The 24,107-nt window shown below is 69.8% G+C and carries 25 protein-coding genes and 1 tRNA gene; 16 read left to right on the top strand and 10 right to left on the bottom strand.

Features of this window, described 5'->3' with window-relative positions; all coding sequences use genetic code 11:
* Positions 1-21: 21 nt before the first annotated feature.
* Together ACQPYZ_RS29395 and ACQPYZ_RS29390 are read right to left on the bottom strand one after the other, a co-directional pair.
* Positions 22-1,338: an alpha/beta hydrolase family protein gene (locus tag ACQPYZ_RS29395; protein WP_433161794.1), complete on the bottom strand. Its 1,317-nt coding sequence runs from the start codon at positions 1,336-1,338 to the stop codon at positions 22-24.
* A gap of 137 nt (positions 1,339-1,475) precedes the next feature.
* Complete coding sequence (locus ACQPYZ_RS29390; protein WP_433161793.1) at positions 1,476-2,081, bottom strand: hypothetical protein; 606 nt, start codon at positions 2,079-2,081, stop codon at positions 1,476-1,478.
* 174 nt (positions 2,082-2,255) lie between these two features.
* On the opposite strand from ACQPYZ_RS29390, the gene ACQPYZ_RS29385 reads away from it, so the two are divergent.
* From ACQPYZ_RS29385 to ACQPYZ_RS29375, 3 genes are all read left to right on the top strand, one after another.
* Positions 2,256-2,936 (top strand): hypothetical protein, encoded by a 681-nt coding sequence (locus tag ACQPYZ_RS29385; RefSeq protein ID WP_433161791.1) that lies wholly within the window; start codon positions 2,256-2,258, stop codon positions 2,934-2,936.
* Positions 2,933-3,073 carry a hypothetical protein gene (locus ACQPYZ_RS29380; RefSeq protein ID WP_433161789.1) on the top strand — a complete coding sequence of 47 codons (141 nt, stop codon included), beginning with the start codon at positions 2,933-2,935 and terminating at the stop codon, positions 3,071-3,073. Before ACQPYZ_RS29385 ends, ACQPYZ_RS29380 begins: the two co-directional genes overlap by 4 nt.
* A gap of 67 nt (positions 3,074-3,140) precedes the next feature.
* Positions 3,141-3,617: a GNAT family N-acetyltransferase gene (locus ACQPYZ_RS29375; protein ID WP_433161787.1), complete on the top strand. Its 477-nt coding sequence runs from the start codon at positions 3,141-3,143 to the stop codon at positions 3,615-3,617.
* Between the two features lie 94 nt (positions 3,618-3,711).
* On the opposite strand, the gene mscL is transcribed toward ACQPYZ_RS29375, so the two are convergent.
* The 4 genes from mscL to ACQPYZ_RS29355 all read right to left on the bottom strand — a co-directional run bounded on the left by mscL (position 3,712) and on the right by ACQPYZ_RS29355 (position 5,775).
* Positions 3,712-4,140 carry a large conductance mechanosensitive channel protein MscL gene (gene mscL / locus ACQPYZ_RS29370; protein WP_433161784.1) on the bottom strand — a complete coding sequence of 143 codons (429 nt, stop codon included), beginning with the start codon at positions 4,138-4,140 and terminating at the stop codon, positions 3,712-3,714.
* Between the two features lie 78 nt (positions 4,141-4,218).
* Entirely contained in the window at positions 4,219-4,839 is a 621-nt protein-coding gene (locus ACQPYZ_RS29365) for an SAF domain-containing protein (protein ID WP_433161783.1), read from the bottom strand.
* Between the two features lie 141 nt (positions 4,840-4,980).
* On the bottom strand, positions 4,981-5,328 hold the full coding sequence (locus ACQPYZ_RS29360; RefSeq protein WP_433161781.1) for a YciI family protein: 348 nt from the start codon (positions 5,326-5,328) through the stop codon (positions 4,981-4,983).
* A 108-nt stretch (positions 5,329-5,436) separates the two neighbouring features.
* Positions 5,437-5,775, bottom strand: a complete 339-nt coding sequence (locus tag ACQPYZ_RS29355) for an FmdB family zinc ribbon protein (protein ID WP_433161780.1) — start codon at positions 5,773-5,775, stop codon at positions 5,437-5,439.
* 188 nt (positions 5,776-5,963) lie between these two features.
* Here ACQPYZ_RS29355 and ACQPYZ_RS29350 point away from each other — a divergent pair, with 188 nt between their 5' ends.
* Positions 5,964-8,501, top strand: a complete 2,538-nt coding sequence (locus ACQPYZ_RS29350) for a penicillin acylase family protein (protein WP_433161778.1) — start codon at positions 5,964-5,966, stop codon at positions 8,499-8,501.
* Here the strand turns inward: ACQPYZ_RS29350 and ACQPYZ_RS29345 are convergent, their stop codons facing one another.
* Genes ACQPYZ_RS29345 through ACQPYZ_RS29335 form a run of 3 tightly spaced genes read right to left on the bottom strand, consistent with a single transcriptional unit; the run spans position 8,502 to position 11,033 of the window.
* Positions 8,502-9,566, bottom strand: a complete 1,065-nt coding sequence (locus tag ACQPYZ_RS29345) for a serine hydrolase domain-containing protein (protein WP_433161776.1) — start codon at positions 9,564-9,566, stop codon at positions 8,502-8,504.
* Positions 9,566-10,474, bottom strand: a complete 909-nt coding sequence (locus tag ACQPYZ_RS29340) for an aminoglycoside phosphotransferase family protein (RefSeq protein ID WP_433161775.1) — start codon at positions 10,472-10,474, stop codon at positions 9,566-9,568. Before ACQPYZ_RS29340 ends, ACQPYZ_RS29345 begins: the two co-directional genes overlap by 1 nt.
* Entirely contained in the window at positions 10,467-11,033 is a 567-nt protein-coding gene (locus ACQPYZ_RS29335) for a 5-formyltetrahydrofolate cyclo-ligase (protein WP_433161774.1), read from the bottom strand. The genes ACQPYZ_RS29340 and ACQPYZ_RS29335 overlap by 8 nt, the downstream gene beginning before the upstream one ends.
* 66 nt (positions 11,034-11,099) lie before the next feature.
* Here ACQPYZ_RS29335 and ACQPYZ_RS29330 point away from each other — a divergent pair, with 66 nt between their 5' ends.
* From ACQPYZ_RS29330 to ACQPYZ_RS29295, 8 genes are all read left to right on the top strand, one after another.
* Positions 11,100-12,488, top strand: a complete 1,389-nt coding sequence (locus ACQPYZ_RS29330) for a UTP--glucose-1-phosphate uridylyltransferase (RefSeq protein WP_433161772.1) — start codon at positions 11,100-11,102, stop codon at positions 12,486-12,488.
* Positions 12,489-12,502: 14 nt separating this feature from the next.
* Positions 12,503-12,985, top strand: a complete 483-nt coding sequence (locus tag ACQPYZ_RS29325; protein WP_433161770.1) for an N-acetyltransferase family protein — start codon at positions 12,503-12,505, stop codon at positions 12,983-12,985.
* 95 nt (positions 12,986-13,080) lie between these two features.
* Positions 13,081-14,307 carry a molybdotransferase-like divisome protein Glp gene (gene glp / locus ACQPYZ_RS29320; RefSeq protein ID WP_433161769.1) on the top strand — a complete coding sequence of 409 codons (1,227 nt, stop codon included), beginning with the start codon at positions 13,081-13,083 and terminating at the stop codon, positions 14,305-14,307.
* A 140-nt stretch (positions 14,308-14,447) separates the two neighbouring features.
* Complete coding sequence (moaC, locus tag ACQPYZ_RS29315) at positions 14,448-14,876, top strand: cyclic pyranopterin monophosphate synthase MoaC (protein ID WP_433169786.1); 429 nt, start codon at positions 14,448-14,450, stop codon at positions 14,874-14,876.
* Positions 14,873-15,361 carry a MogA/MoaB family molybdenum cofactor biosynthesis protein gene (locus ACQPYZ_RS29310; RefSeq protein WP_433161766.1) on the top strand — a complete coding sequence of 163 codons (489 nt, stop codon included), beginning with the start codon at positions 14,873-14,875 and terminating at the stop codon, positions 15,359-15,361. The genes moaC and ACQPYZ_RS29310 overlap by 4 nt, the downstream gene beginning before the upstream one ends.
* Positions 15,361-15,978 (top strand): GNAT family N-acetyltransferase, encoded by a 618-nt coding sequence (locus ACQPYZ_RS29305; RefSeq protein WP_433161764.1) that lies wholly within the window; start codon positions 15,361-15,363, stop codon positions 15,976-15,978. Before ACQPYZ_RS29310 ends, ACQPYZ_RS29305 begins: the two co-directional genes overlap by 1 nt.
* Before the next feature lie 98 nt (positions 15,979-16,076).
* Positions 16,077-16,898 carry a divisome protein SepX/GlpR gene (gene sepX / locus ACQPYZ_RS29300; protein ID WP_433161762.1) on the top strand — a complete coding sequence of 274 codons (822 nt, stop codon included), beginning with the start codon at positions 16,077-16,079 and terminating at the stop codon, positions 16,896-16,898.
* Positions 16,899-16,983: 85 nt separating this feature from the next.
* Positions 16,984-17,056, top strand: a tRNA-Ala gene (locus tag ACQPYZ_RS29295).
* A gap of 278 nt (positions 17,057-17,334) precedes the next feature.
* On the opposite strand, the gene ACQPYZ_RS29290 is transcribed toward ACQPYZ_RS29295, so the two are convergent.
* Entirely contained in the window at positions 17,335-18,039 is a 705-nt protein-coding gene (locus ACQPYZ_RS29290) for a hypothetical protein (RefSeq protein ID WP_433161760.1), read from the bottom strand.
* A 224-nt stretch (positions 18,040-18,263) separates the two neighbouring features.
* Between ACQPYZ_RS29290 and katG the strand changes: the two genes are divergently transcribed.
* The 4 genes from katG (at position 18,264) to ACQPYZ_RS29270 (ending at position 24,057) form a co-directional block, all read left to right on the top strand.
* Complete coding sequence (katG, locus tag ACQPYZ_RS29285) at positions 18,264-20,483, top strand: catalase/peroxidase HPI (RefSeq protein WP_433161759.1); 2,220 nt, start codon at positions 18,264-18,266, stop codon at positions 20,481-20,483.
* A gap of 87 nt (positions 20,484-20,570) precedes the next feature.
* Positions 20,571-21,362 carry an alpha/beta fold hydrolase gene (locus ACQPYZ_RS29280; RefSeq protein ID WP_433161756.1) on the top strand — a complete coding sequence of 264 codons (792 nt, stop codon included), beginning with the start codon at positions 20,571-20,573 and terminating at the stop codon, positions 21,360-21,362.
* A gap of 81 nt (positions 21,363-21,443) precedes the next feature.
* On the top strand, positions 21,444-22,880 hold the full coding sequence (locus tag ACQPYZ_RS29275; RefSeq protein WP_433161755.1) for a GuaB1 family IMP dehydrogenase-related protein: 1,437 nt from the start codon (positions 21,444-21,446) through the stop codon (positions 22,878-22,880).
* A gap of 367 nt (positions 22,881-23,247) precedes the next feature.
* A complete protein-coding gene (locus tag ACQPYZ_RS29270; protein WP_433161754.1) occupies positions 23,248-24,057 on the top strand; it encodes a hypothetical protein in 810 nt (269 codons plus the stop codon).
* Positions 24,058-24,107 lie beyond the last annotated feature (50 nt).

The following is a 24,107-nucleotide window of genomic DNA, read 5'->3' as shown; positions in this document are numbered from 1 at the left end:
TCATTCACACACAGTTGGGTCTCAGCCGAGCAGGAACGTCCGCGCCGCCTCCCGCCCACGGGGATCCCGCTGCACGCCGTGCCCGCTGCCCGGGATGACGACCAATTGGGCCGAGCGCGCATGCGCCTTCTCCCACTCCGCCCATTCCACCGGGCAGAACAGGTCGTTGCTGCCGTGCAGGATGAGGGTCTTCGGCAACAACTGATCCGAGTCCGGGTACGTCGACATCCGCGTCGCCGGCCATCGCAGGCAGCCGTCGACGATCAGTTGCCGGCGGGCGGTCTCCAGGTCGTACGGGTACAGCCGCTTCGGGTCCAGGCGTCGTACGGCCGTCTCCAGGGCTTCGGTCTTGCCGCCGGTCCACGGGATGCGGAGGTCGGAGCACAGCGTGGCCAGGTGCAGTCCGGCCGACAGTTCGTCGTACCTGATGCGTCGGCTGCTCACTGTCTGGAGGAACTCCTTGAGGCGCGCGTCGTCGCCGTCGCGGGCGGCGTTGAGGGTCGCGGGGACTCCCTCGAGCGACGGGTTGACGCTGTTGAGGCTGGAGATCGACAGGCTCTCCATCAGCTCGGTGCCGTCGACCGAACCGTTCTCCACCAGCCACGCGAGGTCCGCGACCGGGTCCGTCGTACACGCCGGGTCCTGACGGCAGGCGGCCTTGAGTACGCCGCCGGTCGCAGCCATCAGGTCCGCGCCGAACGGGTCGAAGCCCTTGTGCGGGACCACCGAGTCGAGCACGAGCGACGCGACCCGATCCGGATACTTCAGCCCGTACTGCGCGGCCGTGAAGCTCCCGTACGACGTACCGTTCAACGTCAGCCGCTCGACGCCCAGGTGCTGACGCAGACGCTCGATGTCTTCGACCGTGTCCGGCGTGCCGTAATGGCCGATCCCGGGGCCGATCCGCTGCGCGCAGTCCTCGACTGTCCCGGCGGGGGCGGTCAGGAAGTCGGAGCCACCGATGGCTGTCTGCAGAGAGGTGCAGTTGATGCCGGTCGAGCCGGTGCCGCGCTGGTCGAACATGACGAGCCGGTACTCACGCAGTACGTCCGGATGGATGTTCTGGCGGACGCGGGGCAGCAGCGGTACACCTGGCTGGCCCGGGCCGCCGGTGAGCATCAGCAGAACGCCGCGCGGTGCGTCGACGTTGTCTGCCGCGGCGACGGTCAGCTCGAGCGTCTGGTCGTCCACGCCGAGCGGGACGCTGAGCGTCGTACAGGTGAAGCCGGCAACGCAGGGGAGTGTGCGCTTCGGGGTGTCCGCTGAATTCGCCGAATCCGGTGACGCCGGCGTGGAGCAGGCCGTGCAGGCGAGCAGCAGGGCGCCCAGAAGCCGCATCAGTCGCATGGTGCAGCTTCCAACACATCACCGCGGTGCCGCTACCTGCCTTGCGGGTCGACCCCAGGGAGGGACCCGCAAGGCAGGCGCGGGTGACCCCGGTCCGGACGGCTTCGGGGGGCGCGTCCGGCGCAGGGTCAGCGCAGGCCGAGCGACTTGATCAGCTCGGGTGACACCTGACGCGGAGCCGGCAGCTCGCCGGGCTTGCCCTGCCCTTCCAGGGAGGTCGCCACCAGGCGACGGCAGCCGTAGGCCTCCGCGGTGAAGGACAGCACGCCGCGGTCGTTGTCGGTGAATCGCAGCACGTAGGTCGGGCCGAGCTCCTTGGTGCAGAAGCCCGGCTTCTTGGCCACCGGCTTCGACGCGTTGACCAGCGCGAACAGGTCGGTGGCCTGCTTGCTGCTGCGTTGGGTGTCGATGGTCGCGTAGTCCTGCCCGGACGCCTTGGCGTCGTACTGGCAGATGGTCACGCTGACGGGCTGGAACAGCGACTTGGCCGCGCCCTTGCCCCAGACGGCCTTGTCGGTGGCCGCGCGCACTGCCGCGATGGTGTCGGGACAGTTCATGCTCGGGGTGCCGCTGGGGGTGGGCGACGACGGGGTCGTGCCGGGGGTGGTCGGCGATTGGGTGGGCTGGGCGGCGGGCGGTGGCGTGGCGGTCTCGTCACCGCAGGCGGCGGTGACTCCGAGGACAGCCACGACGAGCGTCGCACCGATCAGGCCCCGTGTCCGTAATGCACTCACGACTCGGTCCTTCCGGGTTGGCGAGGCCACCCATGATGGTCGACCGGGGTCTCGTCGCGCGTGCCGGGAGCATCACGGCGGCGCGTCGTTCCGGTCACGCCGCCGGATCGTTCGGCAACCGAGGCACACCTGTAACGTGCACGCGCTGTTCGGTCCTGATTACGATGTTCTGCCGTGGGCCGGAAGAAGAACGACGAGGCGACCGCGCGGCGCGAGCGCGAGGAGTGGCAGCTCGGCATCGACTGGGCTCGCTGGCTGATGGCCGGTAACACCCCGCAACCACTCACCATGTACGGACTCGTCCTCGAGCCGGGTGAGACCGCGTACGTGAACACCCCGGCGCACTACGCCCGGCTGTACGGCGGCAGCGGCCGATACACGCACAGCGGCGGGGTGTTCGTCGGCAAGCCGGGCCTCGTGCTCGGGATGATGGCGGCGAACGTGGCCGTCAACGCGAGCCGGAAGGCGGCGGCCAAGCGGGACATGCAGCTGATGTGGCGCGACCTGCAGGAAGTGCCGACCGTCGCGACCAACTACCGGCTGCTGTGCATGCTGCCGCAGCGGGGCTGGTTGAGCTTCTACTACAGCGCGGTGCAGGAGTTCTATCCCGATCCGGCGAACTGGACGATCACCTTCGGGTTCCAGAACGCCGAACCGCTCCGGCTGGCCGGACTGGCGACGCCGACGCTGTCCGTGCTGACCGCGTGGTGCGTGCTCGGAAACGACCGCTGGCAAGGCGAACCGGGGATCGCGCCGCTGGTCGAGGCTGCCGTCGGGCAGCAGCTCCCGCCGGCGGTTGTTCACGACGAGTTGGATACCGGGGAGCCGCGACGGCTCGGTAATCTGGAGCCATGACGAGCCCGTACGAGGACGACGAGCCGCTGCTGCCCGAGCAGACCCGCGACGACGACCCACGCACCTGGGGCGACAACGACTTCGGCTCCGACGACGACGACCGAATCCTCCGCGAGGTCCCCCCGCACCACGAGTGAACCCTTTGGTCTGTCGTGGGACTGAAGTGCGTGGCGGGGGTCTTCAGACTGTCGGAGAATCCGGGGCATGGAGCTTCGGGGGTTCTCGGACGAGTACGGGCGCTTGGTCGCGGGGTGGGCCGGGACGGCGCAGGAGGTCGGGTTGTTGTGTGGGCGCAACGAGTACCCGTTTCCCGCTGAGCTGATCGGGAGCTGGCGGACGGTCGATCCGGACATCCAGTCGTACCTGTACTTCGACGGCGAGACGCCGGTGGGGTACGGCGAGGTGTGGCTCGACGACGAGGAGGACGAGGTCGAGCTGGCCCGCATCATCGTCGACCCGGCTCGGCGCGGGCGGGGGATCGGGGCGGAACTGGTTCGTGCGTTGCTGAAGCCGGCCGTCGCTGCCGGGCATCCGGACATCTTCTTGCGGGTGCGGCCGGACAACGCGATCGCGATCAAGACCTACCTGGATGTCGGCTTCGTGGACGTCTCCCAGCAGGAGATGGACGAGTGGAACGCCGCCCAGCCGATCCCGTACCGCTGGATGCGCTACTCCGGCTGACAGCCAGGCCGGACGCTGGGTCGGGGTGCAGGGGAGCGGGCGGGTGGGTTGGCGAGCTCAAGGTGAGGTTTGGCCGCCCGCTCCCTCAGTTGAGTCAGGGGCGGTCGCGTTGCAGGGAGTCGCGGATCTCGGTGAGCAGCTGCTGGTCGGTGGTCAACGGCGTGGGCTCCGGCTCGGCGCCGCGGGCGCGGCGTTCGGCCAGCTTGTTCAGCGGCATCACGATGAAGAAGTAGACCGCGGCCGCGACGAACAGGAAGTTGAGCGTGGCCTGCAGGATGATGCCGATCGAGAACTCAGCCTCGTTGAGGGTGAAGGTCCAAACCTTGCTGATGTCCGCCTTGCCGAAGATCGCCGCGACCAGTGGGTTGATCAGGCCGTTCACCAACGCGTTGACGATCTGACCGAACGCCGCGCCGATGACGACGGCGACCGCGAGGTCGACGACGTTGCCGCGCATGATGAACTCTTTGAAGCCCTTGAGCATTGAGGGTGCCTCCACGTAGCGGGTGATGTTCCCCGTCAACGTAGGACTCCGGATTCGCCAGCGCGAGAAAGCACGCCGCAGCAGCACTCATCGTGGTCGGTTGTGTCCGATAAGTGATCAGCTTGTGTCCGGCGTCAGCGCGACGGTGATTCTCGAGTTCGCGGTGGCCTGGGCCAGGCGGCCGGCGACGGCGGGGGTGGTCGCGACCACGACCAGGGCGCCGGCGGTCGTCGTACGCGGGCTTGTGGGGAGGGCGACGACGCGGACCGCTCGGGCGAGCAGGTGTGCGGACTCGGCCGACGTACTGGTGGCGGCGTACAGGTTCAGGTGGTCGCCGACGCGGAGGAGGGCACTGATGTCGGCGTCGTCGATGCGGAAGGGGTAGGCGAGTGAGCCGGGTGGTACGGCGACCGGTGTCAGGAAGCGGGCATCGGTCAACGGCTCGCCGGATCTGACCGGGCCGCTGAGGACGCGTGCGGTGAGGTCGGCGCCCGGTGTCAGCGCGCCGTCGGGCACGGCGTCCGGCGGGAGGTCGACCGTGCGGAGATCGGCGTCGGCGGGCACGGCTCCGCCGGTGAGGTCTCGCGCGGCGGCGAGCACCGGGACGGTCGGTGGCGGGGGTGGGGACAGGGCGACGAGGCCGAAGTACACGGCGGCGGCCGCGGCCACGCCGGCCAGCAGCCGACGGTGCCAGCGGGCGGCACGCACCAGATCACGAACAACGGAAGGGATTCTCATGCCAGAGAAAGTACGAGTTTCCCGCGGTCCGCCCGCCGAGTTGTCCACAGGCGAGCACGGCCACCCGCGCTGCCGTGCTCGACCACCCGGTCAGCCGAGCACGGCCACCCGGGTAGCCGTGCCCGTCAGCCCGGGAAGGGGTCAGAAGTCGGTCCGGCGGAACGGGAAGAACTCGCGGACGTCCTGGGCACACCGGCAGGCGACCGCGACCTTGGCGGCCCACTTCAGCGCGTCGTCCCAGGTCGGCACGTCGATGACGAAGATGCCGCCGATGAGCTCCTTGCTCTCCGGGTAGGGGCCGTCGGTGATCATCCCGTCGGTGCCCACGAGCGCGTGCGGCTTGCGGTAGTCGAGCCCGCCGGTGAAGACGAACACGCCGGCGTCCTTGGCCTCCTGGACCACGGCGTGCGAGGTCTCGGCCACGGCGGGCAGCTCCTCCTCCGTGACGTCCATCGCGCCGTCCTCGAACGAGATCAGGTACAGCGTCATCTCATCACTCCTTGTCCCCGGCGGCCGCTGCGGTCGCCTCTCACCCCTGCTACGAACGGCCGGTGCCGGATCCGACAGGGTGCCAGGACGAATTCTGCCCGGTCCGGGTCAGGCGGCGCTGGAGCTGGAGCTCGACGAGGAGGTGCTGCTCGACGTGGTGGTGGAGGTCGAGGACGAGCTCGAGGAGCTGGAGTCGGACTTCGAGGCGGAGCTGGAGGAGTCGGACTTGGCCGAGGAGTCGGACTTCGCGGCCGTCGAGCTCTTGCCCGAGTCGCGGCTGTCGGTCCGGTAGAAGCCGGAGCCCTTGAAGACGACGCCGACGGCGTTGAAGACCTTGCGCAGGGAGCCCTGGCAGGCGGGGCAGACGGTCAGCGCGTCATCCGTGAAGCTCTGCCGCACCTCGAGCGCCTCACCACAGTCGGTGCACTGGTACTGGTACGTCGGCACGGTTCGTTCCCTTCAGGCCGTTGGCACTCCTACTACTCGACTGCTAATAATGCGCCAGCGGGCCGAACTATTCCAACTCGGGCGTGGGACACCTCGACGCAGCGTCGATGGTCACCGGACGCAGAGCAACGCAAAGTTGTCCGGGACCCCATTTGGGGCGCGCGCCCGGATTCTCTACGGTTGGGTCCGTGCGTCGCCTGCTACGAGTCGTCATCATCAGCGGAATCGCCCTCGCCACGGTCCTCGTGGTGATCGCGGGAACCGTCGTCTTCGTCGTCCGCCACTCCTTCCCGACGTACGACGGGACGATCGAGCTGACCGGGCTCGACGGCGACGTCGAGGTGGTCCGGGACGGCAACGGCATCCCGCAGATCTATGCGGACACCCCGAGCGACCTGTTCGCCGCGCAGGGGTATGTGCACGCGCAGGACCGGTTCTTCGAGATGGACTTCCGCCGGCACGTGACGTCGGGCCGGCTGGCGGAGCTCTTCGGCGCCGACGCGCTGGAGACCGACAAGTTCGTCCGCACCCTCGGCTGGCGCCGGGTCGCGGAGAAGGAGCTCGGCCTGCTCAGCCCGTCCACCCGGCAGTACCTGGACGACTACGCCCGTGGCGTGAACGCCTACCTGAAGACGAACACCGGTTCCGGCCTCAGCCTCGAGTACGCCGTGCTGGGACTGCAGGACCTGACCGGGCCGGACTACGTCCCGGAGCCGTGGACCGCGGCGGACTCGCTGGCCTGGCTGAAGGCGATGGCGTGGGACCTCGGCGGCAACATGGACGAGGAGCTCACCCGGACGAAGCTGCTCGCGTCGTACTCGTCCCGCAACATCGAGAGCCTCTACCCGCCGTACCCGTACGAGCGGAACGAGCCGATCATGGCCACCGGATCCGTCCGCGGCGGCAGGTTCACCACCGCGCCGATCGCGACCGAGGCCCGGCGCGGGATGCTGACCAAGGAGCTGCTCGCCTCACTCGACACCGTCGACAAGGTCGCCAAGGGCCTGCCGCAACTGCTCGGCCGCGGTGACGGCATCGGGTCGAACTCGTGGGTCGTCTCCGGCGACCACACCACCACCGGCAAGCCGCTGCTGGCCAACGACCCGCACCTCGGCGCGACCATGCCGGGCATCTGGACCCAGGTCGGCCTGCACTGCAACACCGTCAGCCGCGGCTGTCCGTACGACGTCTCGGGCTTCGGCTTCTCCGGCCTGCCGGGTGTGGTGATCGGCCACAACAACGCGATCTCCTGGGGTTTCACCAACCTCGACCCGGACGTCACCGACCTGTACCTCGAGCGCATCGACGGCGACAACGTGCTCTACAACAACAAGTGGCGCGCGATGGCGACCCGGGAGGAGACGTTCAAGGTCGCCGGCCAGGACGAGCCGGTGAAGATCACCGTCCGCGAGACCCGGCACGGTCCGCTCATCTCCGACGTCGGCAAGGACCAGCGCGAGGCCGGTGAGCTGGCCGCGAAGCAGGGCAAGCACCAGACGGCGTACGGCGTCGCCATCCAGTGGACCGCGCTGAACCCGGGCCGCACCGCCGACGCCCTGTTCGCGATCAACCGCGCGCAGAACTGGACCCAGTTCCGCGCCGCCGCGCAGCAGTTCCAGGTCCCCTCACAAAACCTCGTGTACGCCGACACCGCCGGCCACATCGGCTACCAGGCGCCCGGGCTGATCCCGATCCGGAAGACGGGCCGGGGCGACTGGCCGGTGCCGGGCTGGGACCCGAAGTACCACTGGGCCGGGTACGTCCCGTTCGACGCGCTGCCGACCGAGTACGACCCCGCGGACGGGATCATCGTCACCGCGAACCAGGCGGTGGTGCCGCGCACGTACACGTACTACCTGACCAACGACTGGGACTACGGCTACCGGTCGCAGCAGATCCTCGACCGGATCAAGGCCGCCGGGAAGCTGGACGCGAACGCGATGGCGTCGATCCAGCTGGACACCAAGAACCGCGCCGCCGAGAAGCTGGTGCCCTACCTGCTCCAGATCAGCATCGACGACGACTTCGAGCGTCAGGGCCAGGACACCCTCAAGGACTGGGACTTCACCCAGCCGGCCGACTCCGCGGCGGCGGCGTACTTCAACGTGACCTGGCGCAACGTGCTCGCGCTGACCTTCCACGACCAGCTCCCGGAGAGCGCCTGGCCGGACGGCGGCTCGCGCTGGTTCGAGGTGATCCACACTCTGCTGAGCCAGCCGAACAGCAGCTGGTGGGACGACATCCGCACGCCGCAGCACGAGAGCCGGGACGACATCCTCCGGGAGTCGCTGGTCGACGCGCGGCAGGAGATCACCCAGAAGATGGCCCGCGATCCGGAGAACTGGAAGTGGGGTCAGCTGCACAAGCTCACGCTGACCAACCAGACGCTCGGCAACTCCGGCATCGGCATGGTCGACCGGTTGTTCAACCGCGGTCCGTACGAGCTGGGCGGCGGCTCCTCGATCGTCAACGCGACCGCGTGGGACGCCTCGAAGGGCTACCGGGTCACCGCGACGCCGTCGATGCGGATGGTGGTGGACCTGGCCGACTTCGACCAGTCCCGGTGGATCAACCTGACCGGTGTGTCCGGGCACGCGTTCTCGTCCAACTACACCGACCAGACCGAGCTGTGGGTGCGCGGCGAGACGCTGCAATGGGCCTACACCAGAGGAGCTGTCGAGGCCGCCCGCGAGCACACTGTCACCTTCACGAAACCCCAGCCCTAGTCACCAGGCTGGGGCACTCGCCTCCGCGAACAGGTCCTCCGGCCAGGTCCACAGCGCCCGCTGGGTGAGCAGGATCGAGATCGTCTGGTCGGCGGGCATGGTCGACCAGAGCGTGCCCAGCCCACCGGCCCAGCCGTAGCGATCACTGCTGACCGACAGGCCGTAGCCCCACCCGGTGTCCGGGCCGAGGAAGTCGGCGGCCGCCGTACGTTGGGCCGGCGTCAGGTGGTCCGTGGTCATCTCCGTGACGGCGGCCGGTGACAGGATGCCATCGCCACCCGCGAGCAGCATCCGGGCGAACGCGTGGAAGTCGTCCACGGTCGAGATCAGCCCACCACTCGCGTCCGGGAACGACGGCGGCTCGAGCCACTGGCTCGTCGCGGCCGGGTCCAGTACGTCGTCGCCGACGTACGCCGTGGTCAGCCGCGCGGGGTCCGACGCGGTGAACCCGGTGTCACGCATCCCGAGCGGCTCGAACAGCCTCTCCCGCAGGAACTCCTCCAGCGGCTGCCCGGTGACCCGTGCGATCAGTACGCCGAGCACGTGCGAGCCGGTCGAGTACATCCACCGCTCACCCGGTTGGTACTGCAACGGCAGCGTGCCGAACCGGCGCATCCACTCGTCCGGCTCCAACGCGGTCCGCGGCACCGGCGGACCGAACGTCCGCAGCCCGAGCTCGTCCTCCCGCTGCCGGATCGCCGGGTTGTCCGACTCCCCGAGCCCCAGCCGGAAGGTCAGCAGATCCCGGAGCGTGATGGGCCGCTCCGCGGCGACCGTGTCGTCGAGCCCGCCGTCCGGTCGCCGCAGAACCTGCGGGCCGGTCAGTTCGGGCAGGAAGTCGTCGACGGGCCGGTCCATCGACAGCCGGAGCTCGTCGACCAGGATCATCGCCGCGGCCGCCACGATCGGCTTGGTGAAGGACGCGACCCGGAACAGGCTGTCCCGCTCCATCGGCGGACCGTCGAAGGCGGTGTTGCCGTGCACCTCGATCCGCGTCTCGTCGGCGTGACTCACCAGTGACACCAGGCCGGGCAGGACGCCGGCGTCGACGTACGAGCTGAGCATCAGCCCAGTCCACCAGCGAACGGAGTGTCCCGCCACTGCCCGACGAACATGCGGATGCCGTCCGCCAGAGCGGGCAGGCGCGGCACCAGGGGAGTGCAGACGATGAGCTGCAGCACTCGGGCGGTGTCCATCACGCTCTGCACGCGCTCGTCCAGCAGAGGCCGGCCGAGGGCTGCCGCCGCCGTGTTGTAGACGGTGACGAGCTCCGGGCCGAACCCAGCCATGTCCCACTCCGGCGGACCGAGCGTGGTGTCCTCGAAGTCGGACCACAGTACGGCGTCCGCCGTGGGGATCACGTTGTACGACGGTGCGTCGCCGTGGATCGCCTGGATGGTCGCCGACGGGAAGACCGCCTCGAACTCGGCCCGGCTCGTCAGCAGCGGCCCCAACACGTCCCACTCGGCCCGCGCCCGGTCCACGTCCGCCTGCTCGAGCAGACCGGGCACTGCCTCCAGGTCCGCGAGGGTGGACGGCACCGCGAGCAGCGGCGTCATCCACGGCAGGTCCTTCGGGTAGTCCGCGAGTACGGCGTGCAGCTCGGCGGCCCGGGCGGTGTTGGCCACGTAGTCGATCTCGGCCGACATGTCCTGCTCGACGTACTCCCAGAACGTCATCGAGAACCCGTCCTGCCGCACCGGCTCGAGCGGAACCAGCGGGCTCGGCGGGACCACCGGCTTGCCCAGCTCGGCGATCCACGCCGCCACGTCCAGCTCGCGCTGCTGCCGTCGCTCGGCGACGTCGGGCTCCATCAGGTGGTCCGGCAGGGTGATCGGGACCCGTGCGACCACGGGCGACGGCTTGAGGTGGACCACTACGGAGAACGCGTCGTACAGCACGGTCGGGTCCGTGACGGTCAGACCCAGGCTTCGTGCGGCTGTTGCGGCGGCTCGTACGGCGTTCTCAGTCATCCTGCGATCTTCTCAGGACGACCAACCGGTTCGGCGTGAGCGCCGCGTCCACCGGTCGGTCGTGGCTGTCCGCGGGCAGCGCTTCGACGATTTCCGCGTCGTACACCGCCGCCCAGACCGGCGTACTCGGGCTGACGCGGGCCAGCGCCCGGTCGTACGAGCCGCCACCGCGTCCCAGGCGTACTCCGTCGCGTGCGACCGCCACGGCCGGGCAAATGACCAGATCGGCGGTCGCGATCGCCTCCGGGCCCAGATCGACGGGTGGCTCGGACATGCCTCGCCGGCCCGGCACCAGATCGGCCGCACCCGGGGCGATGCCCCAGCCGAGGTCGTTGTCGGCGTACAGGATCGGCAGCAGCACGTCACGGTCGGTGGCGAGCAGCCAGTCGATCAGCGCGCCGGTCTGCGGCTCCGCACCCATCGACACGTACAGCGCGACCCGCCGGGCCGACCGCACCGCCGGCTGCGCCTGCACGGTGGCCAGCAGATCGCCCGTGTGCGGGCGAGCTCTGCGGGCACTGAGCAGGTACTGCCGCGCCGCGGCCTTGGACGGGAACACAGCCCGATCGTAAGCGGCGTGACGCGGATAACACGGTGAATACGCGGCGTCCCCTAGGGTTGTGACATGAGTGAGGCAGGTCTACGACAAGCGCAGGAGAAGATGCGCGCGGCCGGCGCTGCCGACGTCGCCATCCGGGTCTTCACGCACTACTACCGGCTGCTCGAGTCCGGTCAGCAGGGCACGATCCGCGAGGACGACATCGAGCCGGTGGGGGACCTGCCACAGCTGGACCACCTCGACACCGACCCGGAGGCGATGCGCGCCGCGCTGGCCGAGACGGTCGTGATCAAGCTCAACGGCGGCCTCGGCACGTCGATGGGCGTGACCGGGCCCAAGTCCGCACTGCCGGTCAAGGACGGCCTCAGCTTCCTGGACATCATCGCGCGGCAGATCCTGAGCACCCGGCAGGAGTACGACGTACCGCTACCGCTGGTGCTGATGAACTCCTTCCGCACCAAGGAGGAGTCCCTGCAGATCCTCGGCGAGTACGACGGCCTCCCGGTCGACGGCGTACCGCTGGACTTCCTGCAGAACATGGAGCCCAAGCTGCTCGCCGACGACCTGACCCCGGCCGAGTGGCCGGCGGACCCGGAGCTGGCCTGGTGCCCGCCCGGCCACGGCGACCTGTTCACCGCGTTGGTTGCCTCCGGCACCCTGGACGCGCTGCGGGAGCGCGGGTTCCGGCACGCGTTCGTCTCGAACGCCGACAACCTCGGCGCCACCCCGGACGCCCGGATCGCGGCCTGGATGGCCGAGCACGACGTACCGTTCGGGATGGAGGTCTGCCGGCGGACCCGGTCCGACCGCAAGGGCGGGCACGTCGCGGTGCGCAAGTCCGACGGCCGGCTGATCCTGCGCGACTCCGCCCAGGTCGCCGACGAGGACACCAAGCACTTCCAGGACATCACCCGGCACACGACGTTCAACACCAATAACCTGTGGATCGACCTCGACCGGCTGGCCGAGCTGATGGCCGGCCACGACGGCGTCCTCGGGCTGCCGATCATCGTCAACAAGAAGACCGTCGACCCGGCGGACCCCTCGTCGCCGAAGGTGATCCAGCTGGAGACGGGGATGGGCACCGCGATCGAGACGTTCGAGGGGTCGCAGGCCGTGCTGGTCGACCGCAGCCGGTTCAAGCCGGTGAAGACGACGAACGACCTGCTCGTGCTGCGGTCCGACGTGTACGAGCTGACCGAGTCCGGCGACCTGACCACGACCCACGAGGGCGACGAGCCGTACGTCGACCTGGACCCGGAGTACTTCAAGATCCTGGCCGACTTCGAGGCCCGGTTCCCGGCCGGGCCCCCGTCGCTGGTCCGGGCCGACCGGCTCGAGGTGCGCGGTGACGTTGCCTTCGGCAAGGATGTGGTGGTGGTCGGCGACGTCGAGGTCGCCGCGGACGAGGGGGACCGTCGGCTGATCGAGGACGGCGCCGTCCTCGAGGGCTGACAAGGGCTGGGGGAATGGACGAGCTGCTGATCCGGCCGCTGGAGCCGTACGACACCGACGAGGCGGCCCGGCTGTGGTGGCGCTCGCGGCACGCGTACCCGGATCTGCTGCCGCCCGCGATCCACACCGCCGACGAGGTCGCCACCTGGTTCGCCGAGGTGCTGCTGCCGGACGCCCAGACCTGGGTCGCGCTGGACGACGGCCGGATCGTCGCGGTCCTCACCCTCGACGGCGACGACCTCGACCAGTTGTACGTCGACCCGGACGCCGCCGGGCTGGGGATCGGCTCGACCCTGGTCGACCTGGCGAAGGACCTCCGCCCGGGCGGGCTTGCGCTCTGGACCTTCCAGTCCAACACCCGCGCACAGTCCTTCTACCTGCGCCACGGCTTCACCGAGGTCCGCCGTACCGACGGTGCCGGCAACGAGGAGAAGGCGCCGGATATACGGATGACTTGGGGGGATCACGGTGAAGGGGTACCGACCGACAGGAGGTAGTGCCCTGGCCGGCGGCTGCCGGAGCTGCCGGGAGCGTGGCGCCTGACCGAGGTGGCAACTACCTCCTGTCGTTCTGCACGGATTAGGGTCGGGGCGTGAGACGGAGTGTGGATGAGCATCTGGAAGTCGTGCTGGGGAGAGTGCGGGCGCTGCCGGCGTTCGAGCAGCCGTTGATGGAGGCCGTCGGGCTGGTGCTCTGCGAGGACGTCGTCTCGGGGGTGAGCCTGCCGGGGTTCGACAACTCCGCGATGGACGGGTACGCCGTTCAAGCCGGTGACCTCGACGCGGCGTCGCAGGACGACCCGGTCACGCTGCCCGTGGTCGGTGAGATCGCGGCCGGCCGGGTCGAGCCGATCGTGGTCACGCCGGGGACGTGCGTCCGCATCATGACCGGCGCGCCGATGCCGCGGGGCGCCGACAGCGTCGTACCGGTGGAGTGGACCGACGGTGGGACGGCGAACGTGCAGATCGCGCAGCAGCCCGCGCTCGGGGCGTCCGTGCGGCGGGCCGGTGAGGACGTCCGGGCGGGGGAGAAGGTCCTCGACCAGGACACCGTGCTGGGGCCGCGACAGATCGCCGTACTCGCTGCTGTCGGCCGGTCTCGCGTGAAGGCGCGCCCGCGGCCGCGGGTCGTGGTGGTGTCGACCGGGGCCGAGTTGCGTGAGCCGGGCAGCAAGCTGGGTGAGGGGCAGATCTACGACTCGAACAGCTACACGCTGGCCGCGGCGGCCCGGCAGGCCGGGGCCGTGGTGTACCGCGTCGGCATCGTCGGCGACGACCCGAAGCGGATCATGGACACGCTGTCCGACCAGCTCGTCCGGGCCGACTTGGTGATCACCACCGGTGGGGTCAGCATGGGCGCGTACGACGTGGTCAAGGAGGTCCTGTCGAAGACCGGCACGGTCGACTTCCCGCAGGTCGCGATGCAGCCGGGGAAGCCGCAGGGGTTCGGCGTACTCGGTGAGGACGAGGTGCCGGTGTTCACGCTGCCCGGGAACCCGGTGTCGGCGTACGTGTCCTTCGAGGTGTTCGTCCGGCCCGCGTTGCGCAAGCTGATGGGGCAGATGCCGTACCGCCGGCAGCCGGTGCACGGGGTGACGCTGGACAGCTTCAACTCGCCGGCCGGAAAGCGGCAGTTCGTCCGGGCCTCGGCCACCTCCGGCGATCAGGGCTGGATGGCCAGTACAGTCGGCGGGCACGGCTCACACCTGCTCGGCGGGCTGAGCCGCTCGAACGCGCTGATCGTGGTGCCCGAGGACGTGACCTCGGTCCGGGCCGGCGACCAGGTGGAGCTCTTGCTGCTGGACGAGGAGACGGGATGACGCAGGACCCGGACACGGCCGCCGACCCCGCGGCGACCCCGGCCGACCCCGATGCACCGGCCGACCCCGATGCGACGCCGGACGACGCGGCGGCTGCGGGTGGTGGGTTGACCCACGTCGACGAGACCGGGGCGGCGCGGATGGTCGACGTGTCGGCCAAGGCGTCCGGCGACCGCCGGGCTGTTGCCAGCGGCAAGGTTCTCGTGTCGGCCGAGGTGGTCGCGGCGTTGCGCGGCGACGGCGTACCCAAGGGTGACGCGCTCGGCGTCGCGCGGATCGCCGGCATCATGGGCGCCAAGCGGACGCCCGACCTGATCCCGCTCTGCCACCCGATCGCGATCACCGGCGCGAAGGTCGACCTCGAGGTCGCCGACGACGCCGTCCTCATCCGGGCGCAGGTGAAGACCACCGACCGCACCGGCGTGGAGATGGAGGCGCTCACCGCCGTCGCGGTCGCCGGCCTCGCGGTGATCGACATGGTCAAGGCCCTGGACCCGGCGGCAGTGCTCTCCGACGTCCGGGTCGAGTTGAAAGAAGGCGGCAAGACCGGGCACTGGGAGCGGCCGTGAGAGCCCTCGTCGTCAGTGTCTCCAATCGGGCCGCCGCCGGTGTCTACACCGATACGACCGGTCCGCTGATCGCCGCGGAGTTGGCCGAGTGGGGCTTCGAGGTGTCCGGTCCGCAGGTCGTCCCGGACGGCGCGCCGGTCGGCTCGGCGTTGCGTGCCGGTGTCGAGGCGGCGTACGACGTGATCGTGACGACGGGCGGGACCGGGATCTCACCGACCGACCAGACCCCCGAACAGACCGCCGGTCTGCTCGACCGCGTCGTCCCCGGGATCGCCGAGTCGATCCGGGCGTACGGCGTCGCGAACGGCGTACCGACGGCCGCCCTGTCCCGCGGTCTCGCCGGCGTCGCGGGGACGACGGTCATCGTGAATCTGCCCGGTTCGCGCGGCGGCGTGAAGGACGGACTGGCCGTGTTGCAACCGCTGCTCCGGCACGCGGTCGAGCAGGTCCGCGGCGGTGACCACGTCCGGACGGACCACGACTGATGGCGATCGTCCGCTGGCCCGTCGAACTCCGGCACGGGCAGGTCGCGCTCCGACCGCTCAAAGCCGGCGACGGTGCCGAGTGGGCGGCCGCGCGTCAGCGGAACGTGAGTTGGCTGCGGCCGTGGGACGCGACCCAGCCGCCGGGTGCGGAGGACGGTGCGCGCACCTTCCGCGCGATGGCCCGCGACTGGAACCGGCAGGCGCGGTACGGCCGGATGCTGCCGTTCGTCATCACGTACGGCGGTGCGGCCGGTGTCGGCTCGCGGTCGAAGTGGCCGCTCGTCGGACAGCTGACGGTGTCCGGCATCACCTACGGGTCCGCGCGCTGGGCCAACCTCGGCTACTGGGTCGACGAGCAGTACGCCGGCCGCGGGATCGTGCCGACCGCGGTCGCGATGGCCGCCGACCACTGCTGGTTCAGCCTCGGCCTGCACCGGATCGAGGTCGCGATCCGCCCCGAGAACAAGGCGAGTCTGCGAGTGGTCGAGAAACTCGGCTTCCGGTACGAGGGCGAGCGGCCGCGGTTTCTGCACATCGACGGCGATTGGCGCGACCACCGGATCTTCGCCCTCAACATCGAGGAGGTCGGGCCCGGTCTCGTAGCGCGACTGGGTTGATCACGGAGCGTCGCTATTCACATCAGTCACACGAGTCTTCTTGCGACACACCGACAGACATGCCTCATCTGAACCTCGCTGGGTCTTAGCGTCGTCGCATGGGGACGACAGGGCTGATCTATGTGGCGATCGTCGCCGCGTGGGCCGCCTACCTCGTCCCGATGATGCTCAAGCGGAACGAGGAGGCCCGGCGCCCGCCGGTGGCCTCGTCCGAGGCGCGCGTGCTCGCCCGGCAGGGCGATCCACAGTCGCGGTCGCGGTACGTCGTCCGCCCGGCCGGTCTGCCGTCGGCCGTCGTACCCCCTGCGCCTGGAGTGGCGGACGAGGATCTGCCGCCGCCGTCGAGGCGGTACGTCCCCAACCGCGCCCGCCGGGTGGCCGCCATGCGCCGCCGGCGGGTCCTGTCGCTCCTGACCCTTTCGCTGTTGTCGGTGACCGCGCTGGCCGGCCTCGAGATCCTGCTGTGGTGGACGGTCGCGATCCCGGGGTCGCTGATCGTCGCGTTCGTCGTCCTGACGCGGGTGCAGCTGCGGCGCCAGGCGCGCGAGCGTGCCCGGCTCGCCGCCGAGCGCCGGGCTCGCGCCAAGGCCCGCCACGACCGCGGCCCGGCCGGCAAGCCCGCGCCCGCTCCGTCCCCGGACCAGGAGCCGACCATCGAGGTCAAGCTCCCCGCGGCTCCTCCGGTCCCGGCCGAGCCCGCCGCCTCCGAGGGCCTGTGGGACCCGGTGCCGGTCACGCTGCCGACGTACGTCCTGAAGGAGAAGGCCCCGGACCGCACCGTCCGGACGATCTCGCTGTCCGACGACGAGGTCTTCTCCAGCGCCCGTACGACGGACCCCGCGGAGACCCCGCTCGTCATCGAGTCCCCACCCCCGGCCGCGGCCGAGGAGCCGGAGATCAAGCGCGCGGTCGGCGACTGAAACCCGCTCGACAACCTCGGTTTCGGTCCGCGACCATGAGCGTGTTAGAGTTTCGCGGTCGCCAGGGAAACCAGGCGATCAGCTCGGGGCTGTGGCGCAGTTGGTAGCGCGCTTCGTTCGCAACGAAGAGGCCAGGGGTTCGAATCCCCTCAGCTCCACCCAAGTACAAGGCCGGTCCACTGGACCGGCCTTTAGTTTTCCCACGCGCCCGCTACGCGCGCTCCTCCGTCGCGTGCTCGCCGGGCGCTCCCACCCGCCCCCTCTCACGCGGCTGCCGCCGCTTCATCAGGAGATCTGTGGTTGCCGCGGCTCGTGGTCACTGTCTCGCCGCCGCTACGCCCGCTCCTCCGTCGCGTGCGCGCGGCTTGCTGCGCGCACTCCGGGGGCTGCGCTCGGGATGCGCAGCCGGTTCGGGTGATCGGGAATCCTGTTGGTGTCAGCTCCCTCCGGAACCATTCAGGGACGTGTGCCAGCTGTTCGTCGGGATGATGGCGGCGAAGTTGGTGGCTAGGACGGGGGCGCTTCGTCCGACGTCGGCAACGACGCCACCGTCGAGCAACCTGAAGCCGAGGACGGGGAGCCACTCGTCGTTGTCGGTCCTGAGCATGTAGTCCGGTTGAGGTGCAGGCGTTGCCGCGACGGGTCGGCCGAACTGTGAGCTCGAGAGGATCGCGGTTGTCACCGCCGCCCTGGCTTCGAACTGGGCGGCGGAGGCGGTCGAGCGGGCGTTGACGTCGGCTCGCACCATGATGGCGATGGCGATGGCGACAGATGACGCCAGCAACGAGGCCGACACCGTGAAGGCTGCACGCTGCACGACGTTGGCGTCGTCCGGACCGACGCCGAACCCCATCAATCCAGTCAGAATCGCGCTGCCGCCGCCGATGGCCGCGACGATCGACGGCCAGACCTTGCCCAGACTCGTGGCGCCGGCGGTGATCACCTGCAGACTCGCGGGTGTACCGAAAATGTTGGCGACGTCGGTCTTCTTCTCCAGCAGCCGCAGATCGCGGAGGAACTGCTGCACCGGACCGCTCAGGTCGTCGCCGTCGGCGTTGACCGCCTTGCCTGGCCATTGCACCTTGTCGTTCGACATCTCATCCCCCTGTTTCCCACCGTCCCCCCACGGTTCGGTGTTCATGGTGAGAGTGACAGTCGGTAGCTGGGCCGTCCAGAGGGCGGGAACGGAAGGCCAGATCGTTACGTCGAGCGAAGGGTGTTCTGGAAGGTAATCTTGACTGGTTCCAGAAAAGGGTGGGAGGATGCGGGCGATGGTGGGGATCGGGGCTTTGGGCAACTATGTGCCGGGGTGCTCGCCGAACGCTGTTCATGACTTCCTGGAACGTCCAGTGTGGAAGGGATCGAATGTCTGAGAACCACCCGCCGCTGCCGGCGGAAGCGAGCACGGAGAGCCAGGGGCAGTGCCCGGTCGCGCACGGGACCCGGGCGCCGCACCCGACGCAGGGTGGCGGCAACCGGGGCTGGTGGCCGGAGCGGCTGAACCTGAAAATCCTGGCGAAGAACCCGGCGGTCGCGAACCCGCTCGGTGAGGACTTCGACTACGCCGCCGAGTTCGCGACCCTCGATCTGGCGGCGGTGAAGCGGGACATCGCCGAGGTGCTGACCACGTCGCAGGACTGGTGGCCGGCCGACTTCGGCAACTACGGCCCGCTGATGATCCGGATGGCCTGGCACAGCGCGGGCACGTACCGGATCAGCGACGGCCGCGGCGGGGCGGGCGCGGGCCAGCAGCGGTTCGCGCCGCTGAACAGCTGGCCGGACAACGGGAACCTGGACAAGGCCCGGCGGCTGCTGTGGCCGGTGAAGAAGAAGTACGGCCAGAAGATTTCCTGGGCCGACCTGATGATCCTGACCGGCAACGTCGCACTGGAGACGATGGGCTTCAAGACCTTCGGGTACGCCGGTGGTCGCGCGGACGTGTGGGAGCCGGACGAGGACGTCTACTGGGGTCCGGAGACGACCTGGCTGGGCGACGAGCGGTACACCGGTGACCGCGACCTGGAGAGCCCACTGGGCGCGGTCCAGATGGGCCTGATCTACGTGAACCCGGAGGGCCCGAACGGCAACCCGGACCCGGTCGCCGCGGCCCGCGACATCCGCGAGACGTTCGGCCGGATGGCGATGAACGACGAGGAGACGGTCGCGCTGATCGCCGGCGGGCACACGTTCGGCAAGACCCACGGTGCCGGCCCGGCCGACCACGTCGGCGTGGAGCCGGAGGGTGCGCCGATCGAGGCGCAGGGCCTGGGCTGGAAGAGCACGTACGGCACCGGCAAGGGCAAGGACGCGATCACCAGCGGCCTCGAGGTCACCTGGACGACGAAGCCGACGCAGTGGACCAACGACTTCTTCGAGATCCTCTTCGGGTACGAGTGGGAGCTGACGAAGAGCCCGGCCGGCGCGCACCAGTGGGTGGCGAAGGACGCCGGGGAGATCGTCCCGGACGCGTACAACCCGGCGAAGAAGCAGAAGCCGACGATGCTGACCACGGACCTGTCGCTGCGCTTCGACCCGATCTACGAGCAGATCTCACGCCGCTTCCTGGAGAACCCGGACGAGTTCGCGGACGCGTTCGCCCGGGCCTGGTACAAGCTGACCCACCGCGACATGGGCCCGGTCGTGCGCTACCTCGGCCCGGAGGTCCCGAGCGAGACGCTGATCTGGCAGGACCCGCTGCCGGCCCGCGAGGGCGAGGTGATCGACGCCGCCGACATCGACGCGCTGAAGGCGCAGATCGCCGCGTCCGGATTGTCGGTCGCGCAGCTCGTCTCGACCGCGTGGGCGGCCGCGTCGTCGTACCGCAACAGCGACAAGCGCGGCGGCGCGAACGGTGCGCGGATCCGCTTCGAGCCGCAGAACGACTGGGAGGTCAACAACCCGGCCGAGCTGGCCGTCGTACTGCGGACCCTCGAGGACATCCAGAAGTCATTCAACGCGGCCGGTGGCCGGCAGGTCTCACTGGCCGACCTGATCGTGCTCGCGGGTACGACGGGAGTCGAGGTGGCTGCCCGGAACGCCGGGTACGACGTCCAGGTCGGCTTCACGCCCGGCCGGGTGGACGCGACCCTGGAGCAGACCGACGTCGACTCGTTCGCCGCGCTCGAGCCGGTCGCGGACGGGTTCCGCAACTACTACGGCAAGGGCAACCGGCTGCCGGCCGAGTACCTGCTGGTGGACAAGGCGAACCTGCTCAACCTGAGCGCGCCGGAGATGACCGTCCTGGTCGGCGGTCTGCGGGTCCTCGGAGCGAATTACGACGGTTCCCAGCTCGGCGTCTTCACCGACGCCCCAGGCTCGTTGACGAACGACTTCTTCGCCAACCTGCTCGACCTGGGCGTCGAGTGGACCGCGACCGACGACGAGGCGACGACGTTCGAGGCCCGCGACGCGTCCGGTGTGGTCAAGTGGACCGGGACCCGCGCCGACCTGGTCTTCGGCTCGAACTCCGAACTGCGCGCGGTCGCCGAGGTCTACGCGAGCGACGACGCCAAGGAGAAGTTCGTCCAGGACTTCGCCGCCGCCTGGACCAAGGTCATGGAGCTCGACCGCTTCGACCTCCGCTGACCGCACCACCGGCACGGCACGCAGACCGGCTCTCTCAGCACCACCGCGGGGGAGCCGGTCCGCGGTCGTCTGGAAGACTCGGCCGTCATGACTGAAAGTGGTCGGCTCGCGGGCACCTGGTACATGGCGGTCGGCGACGGTCCGCCGCTGGTATATCTGCCGCCGTTCGGCATCCACAACAAGCCACTCGAGGGCTGGCAGCAGAAGGCGTCGCTGCGCGCCGTCGCCGGTCTCGCTCGGCACTTCCGGGTCTACTGGATCAACCGGAAGGAAGGACTCGCCGCGGGTGCAACTGTGGCCGACCTCGCTGGTGATGCGGCCGCCGCGATCCAGGAGAGGTTCACCGAGCCCGTCGACGTACTGGGCTATTCGCACGGTGCCCTGGTCTCGCTGGCGTTGGCGGCGGACCGTCCTCAACTGGTACGGCGTCTGGTCGTCGGCGGACTCGCGCATCGGCTGACTCCGGCGGAGCAGGCCACGTGCGCGAACTTCGTGCGCGCAGCGGAGGCCGGACGACCACGGGCGGCGGTAGCGGCGCTCGCCCGCGGTGCGGTGGAGAACCCGTTGGGCAGGACCGTGGTCGGCGCGCTGGCCTGGCTTGCAGGCCCGGCGGGCGCCGGACGCTCGTGGGATCCGCACGACGCGGTCGTTGCCTTGCGCGCCGTTCTCGACGCCGATCTCGCCGACCGGCTGCCCTCGATCCACGCGCCGACGCTCCTGATCGCCGGTGAGCGCGACGTCAACTGCCCACCGACGTACGTCGCCGAGATGCTGGCGGCACTGCCGGATGCGCAGGCGGTGCGGGTGCCGGGCAAGGGCCACGGCGGCACGATGCTCGCGCCCGCATTCACCGCCGAGATCATGAAGTTCCTCACCTGACCGCGAGACAGGTCTGCTTGTTCCCGCCGGTGGGGCGTGTCAGGCTGGCGGGGTCCCCGCCCTGTTCTGGAGGAGATTGCCGTGCGCTTCCATCATGATCGTGAGCCTGCTGGGGACCTGACGTTCAGTGACGTGTTCCTGGTGCCGAATCGGTCCGGGGTCGCGTCGCGGTTGGATGTGGATCTGTCGACCAGTGACGGCAGCGGTACGTCGATCCCGATCGTCGCGGCGAACATGACCGCCGTGTCCGGGCGGCGGATGGCGGAGACGATCGCACGCTGTGGCGGGCTGGCGGTGATCCCGCAGGACATCCCGGTCGACGTGGTCGCCGAGGTGGTTGCCTGGATCAAGCAACGGCACACCGTGCACGACACCGCGCTGGTACTGCCGCCGACCGGGACCGTCGGCGAGGCGTTGAACCTGCTGCCCAAGCGCGGCCACAACGCCGTCATCGTGGTCGACGACGGCCGTCCGGTCGGCGTGGTCACCGAGGCCGACTGTGCCGGCGCCGACCGGTTCACCCAGTTGGACGCGGTCATGTCCCGGGAGTTGCTGACGCTGCCGGCCGGGATGGACGCCGAGCGCGCGTTCGACCTGCTGCACGGCGGCCGGCATCGCCTGGCCCCGGTCGTGGACGGCGACGGCACGATCGTCGGCATCCTCACCCGCCAGCGGGCGCTCCGGGCGACCCTGTACGAGCCGGCCGTCGACGCGAACGGGAAGCTCCGGGTGGCCGCCGCGATCGGGATCAACGGCGATGCCGAGCAGAAGGCGAAGGCGTTGCTCGACGTCGGCATCGACGTCCTCGTGATCGACACCGCGCACGGTCACCAGGAGCGGATGATCGAGGTGCTCGGACAGGTCCGCAGTCTCGGCCCGACGGTGCCCGTCGTGGCCGGGAACGTGGTCACCGCCGAGGGCGTCAGCGACCTGGTCGCCGCCGGGGCCGACATCGTGAAGGTCGGCGTCGGCCCGGGGGCCATGTGTACGACGCGGATGCAGACCGCCGTGGGCCGGCCGCAGTTCTCCGCCGTCCTGGAGTGCGCGGAGCGGGCCCGGCAGCTCGGCAAGCACGTCTGGGCGGACGGCGGCGTACGGCATCCGCGCGACGTCGCGCTCGCCTTGGCGGCCGGGGCGTCGAGCGTGATGATCGGCTCGTGGTTCGCCGGGACGTACGAGTCGCCCGGCGATCCGCACCGCGACAGCGACGGCCGGATCTACAAGGAGAGCTTCGGGATGGCGTCGGCGCGGGCGGTCCGGTCGCGGACGGCCGACGACACGCCGTTCCAGCGCGCCCGGAAGAGCTTCTTCGGCGAGGGCATCTCGACCGCGCGGATGTACCTCGACCCGGAGCGGCCGAGTGTGGAGGACGTGCTCGACTCGATCGTGTCCGGGATCCGCAGCTCCTGCACGTACGTCGGGGCAGCCAACCTCGCGGAGTTCCACGAGCGCGCTGTCGTCGGTCTGCAGACCGCGGCCGGCTACACCGAAGGCAAGCCGCTCGACACCAGTTGGTGATTAACGCTCCGGGACAGTTGCGTAAACGACTACGGAGCGTCTCATTCCCGGGGTGAGGTTGAACGCCCAACAATCTCATGCCCCGGGCGATAGGCAGGTCGCCGGGGAAGGTGGCACTGTGTAGTCAACGGGGTGGAGGAAAGAACGCCGAGGACACCGTCGGGGGGTCGCCGATCTCGCAGGGGGCGTGGGATCGAGCGATGCGGGGGCTCACAGCCAGGCGTTCCGAACCGTGGTTGCGGGTGGTGGCGGAGAGTTCGGCCGAGGCTTGGGAGGGCGACTCGGGAACTCGGAACCACCACCCGCAACTGCTGTTCGCGGACAGTAATCGTGTGCGTCCGACCCGCTCCGGTGAGAGAGTCGGGGCGTGACGGACGCGGCGAGGACGGAGTCCCTGCCCGCGGCTCTCGAGATCAGCTGCGACGAGTCCGGGTACGAGGGCGAGAAGCTGGTCGGCGGGGTGACCGACGTGTTCGCGCACGCGAGCGTGCGGATCGACGAGCAGACCGCGGCCGACTGCATCACCGAGTTGCGGCTGCGGATCCGGTCGCCGGCGACCATGTACAAGGCGAACCACCTGCTCCGGTCGAAACACCGTTCGGTCTTGCTGTGGTTGCTCGGTCCGGACGGTCCGCTGCTCGGCAACGCGCAGGTGTTCCTGGTCGACAAGACCTACTTCCTGGCCTCCGGGCTCGTCACCTACCTCGGTGCGAGTCCCTCGCGGACCAGGTTCCTGTACGACGCTGCCCGGCGTACCGCGGACGGCGAAGCGTTCCTGGTCGCGGCGAACGACTTCCTCCGGACCACGTTCCGCGACGAGCAGCCGGTCGTCTCACCGCTCGACCCGTTGATCCCGGCGATCGTGCGCGCGGTCGAGCACTGGGGGAGCGACGGGCGGCCGGTCGCGATCGCCCATGACCGGCAGACCACGCTCTCGCCCGAGCGCGTGTTCACCCTCCGGCGATCGGCCCCCGGCTTCGCCGGGCTCGAACAGGTCGACTCGTTCACGGACCAGCGAGTGCAGGTGGCCGACTTCCTCGCCGGCGTCGCCCGCAAGATCGCCTCCGACCAGTTGAAAGGTGCCGACGACACCGAAGTGAGTGCGCTGCTCCGCCCGTACGTCGACCGCGAGTCCCTGTGGATCGACGAACCGTCCTGGTCCAGACTCACCGATTAGCCCTTGGCAACGGTCGTCGTACGGCGGCATAGTCGGGTGATCGATACAGC

The organism is Kribbella sp. CA-247076, assembly GCF_050942445.1.
GTDB lineage: Bacteria > Actinomycetota > Actinomycetes > Propionibacteriales > Kribbellaceae > Kribbella.
Note: the sequence above shows the minus strand (reverse complement) of the source record. Positions and strands in the feature narration are given on the sequence as shown.

Excerpts from the sequence above, each read along its gene's own strand:
- ACQPYZ_RS29330 (WP_433161772.1), top strand. The coding sequence starts at position 11,100 with ATGAGTGAGGCAGGTCTACGACAAGCGCAGGAGAAGATGCGCGCGGCC.
- ACQPYZ_RS29280 (WP_433161756.1), top strand. The coding sequence starts at position 20,571 with ATGACTGAAAGTGGTCGGCTCGCGGGCACCTGGTACATGGCGGTCGGC.
- ACQPYZ_RS29345 (WP_433161776.1), bottom strand. The coding sequence starts at position 9,566 with ATGCTCAGCTCGTACGTCGACGCCGGCGTCCTGCCCGGCCTGGTGTCA.
- ACQPYZ_RS29325 (WP_433161770.1), top strand. The coding sequence starts at position 12,503 with ATGGACGAGCTGCTGATCCGGCCGCTGGAGCCGTACGACACCGACGAG.
- ACQPYZ_RS29375 (WP_433161787.1), top strand. The coding sequence starts at position 3,141 with ATGGAGCTTCGGGGGTTCTCGGACGAGTACGGGCGCTTGGTCGCGGGG.
- ACQPYZ_RS29340 (WP_433161775.1), bottom strand. The coding sequence starts at position 10,474 with ATGACTGAGAACGCCGTACGAGCCGCCGCAACAGCCGCACGAAGCCTG.
- katG (WP_433161759.1), top strand. The coding sequence starts at position 18,264 with ATGTCTGAGAACCACCCGCCGCTGCCGGCGGAAGCGAGCACGGAGAGC.
- ACQPYZ_RS29380 (WP_433161789.1), top strand. The coding sequence starts at position 2,933 with ATGACGAGCCCGTACGAGGACGACGAGCCGCTGCTGCCCGAGCAGACC.
- moaC (WP_433169786.1), top strand. The coding sequence starts at position 14,448 with ATGGTCGACGTGTCGGCCAAGGCGTCCGGCGACCGCCGGGCTGTTGCC.
- ACQPYZ_RS29290 (WP_433161760.1), bottom strand. The coding sequence starts at position 18,039 with ATGAACACCGAACCGTGGGGGGACGGTGGGAAACAGGGGGATGAGATG.
- sepX (WP_433161762.1), top strand. The coding sequence starts at position 16,077 with ATGGGGACGACAGGGCTGATCTATGTGGCGATCGTCGCCGCGTGGGCC.
- ACQPYZ_RS29365 (WP_433161783.1), bottom strand. The coding sequence starts at position 4,839 with ATGAGAATCCCTTCCGTTGTTCGTGATCTGGTGCGTGCCGCCCGCTGG.
- ACQPYZ_RS29360 (WP_433161781.1), bottom strand. The coding sequence starts at position 5,328 with ATGACGCTGTACCTGATCTCGTTCGAGGACGGCGCGATGGACGTCACG.
- ACQPYZ_RS29395 (WP_433161794.1), bottom strand. The coding sequence starts at position 1,338 with ATGCGGCTTCTGGGCGCCCTGCTGCTCGCCTGCACGGCCTGCTCCACG.
- ACQPYZ_RS29305 (WP_433161764.1), top strand. The coding sequence starts at position 15,361 with ATGGCGATCGTCCGCTGGCCCGTCGAACTCCGGCACGGGCAGGTCGCG.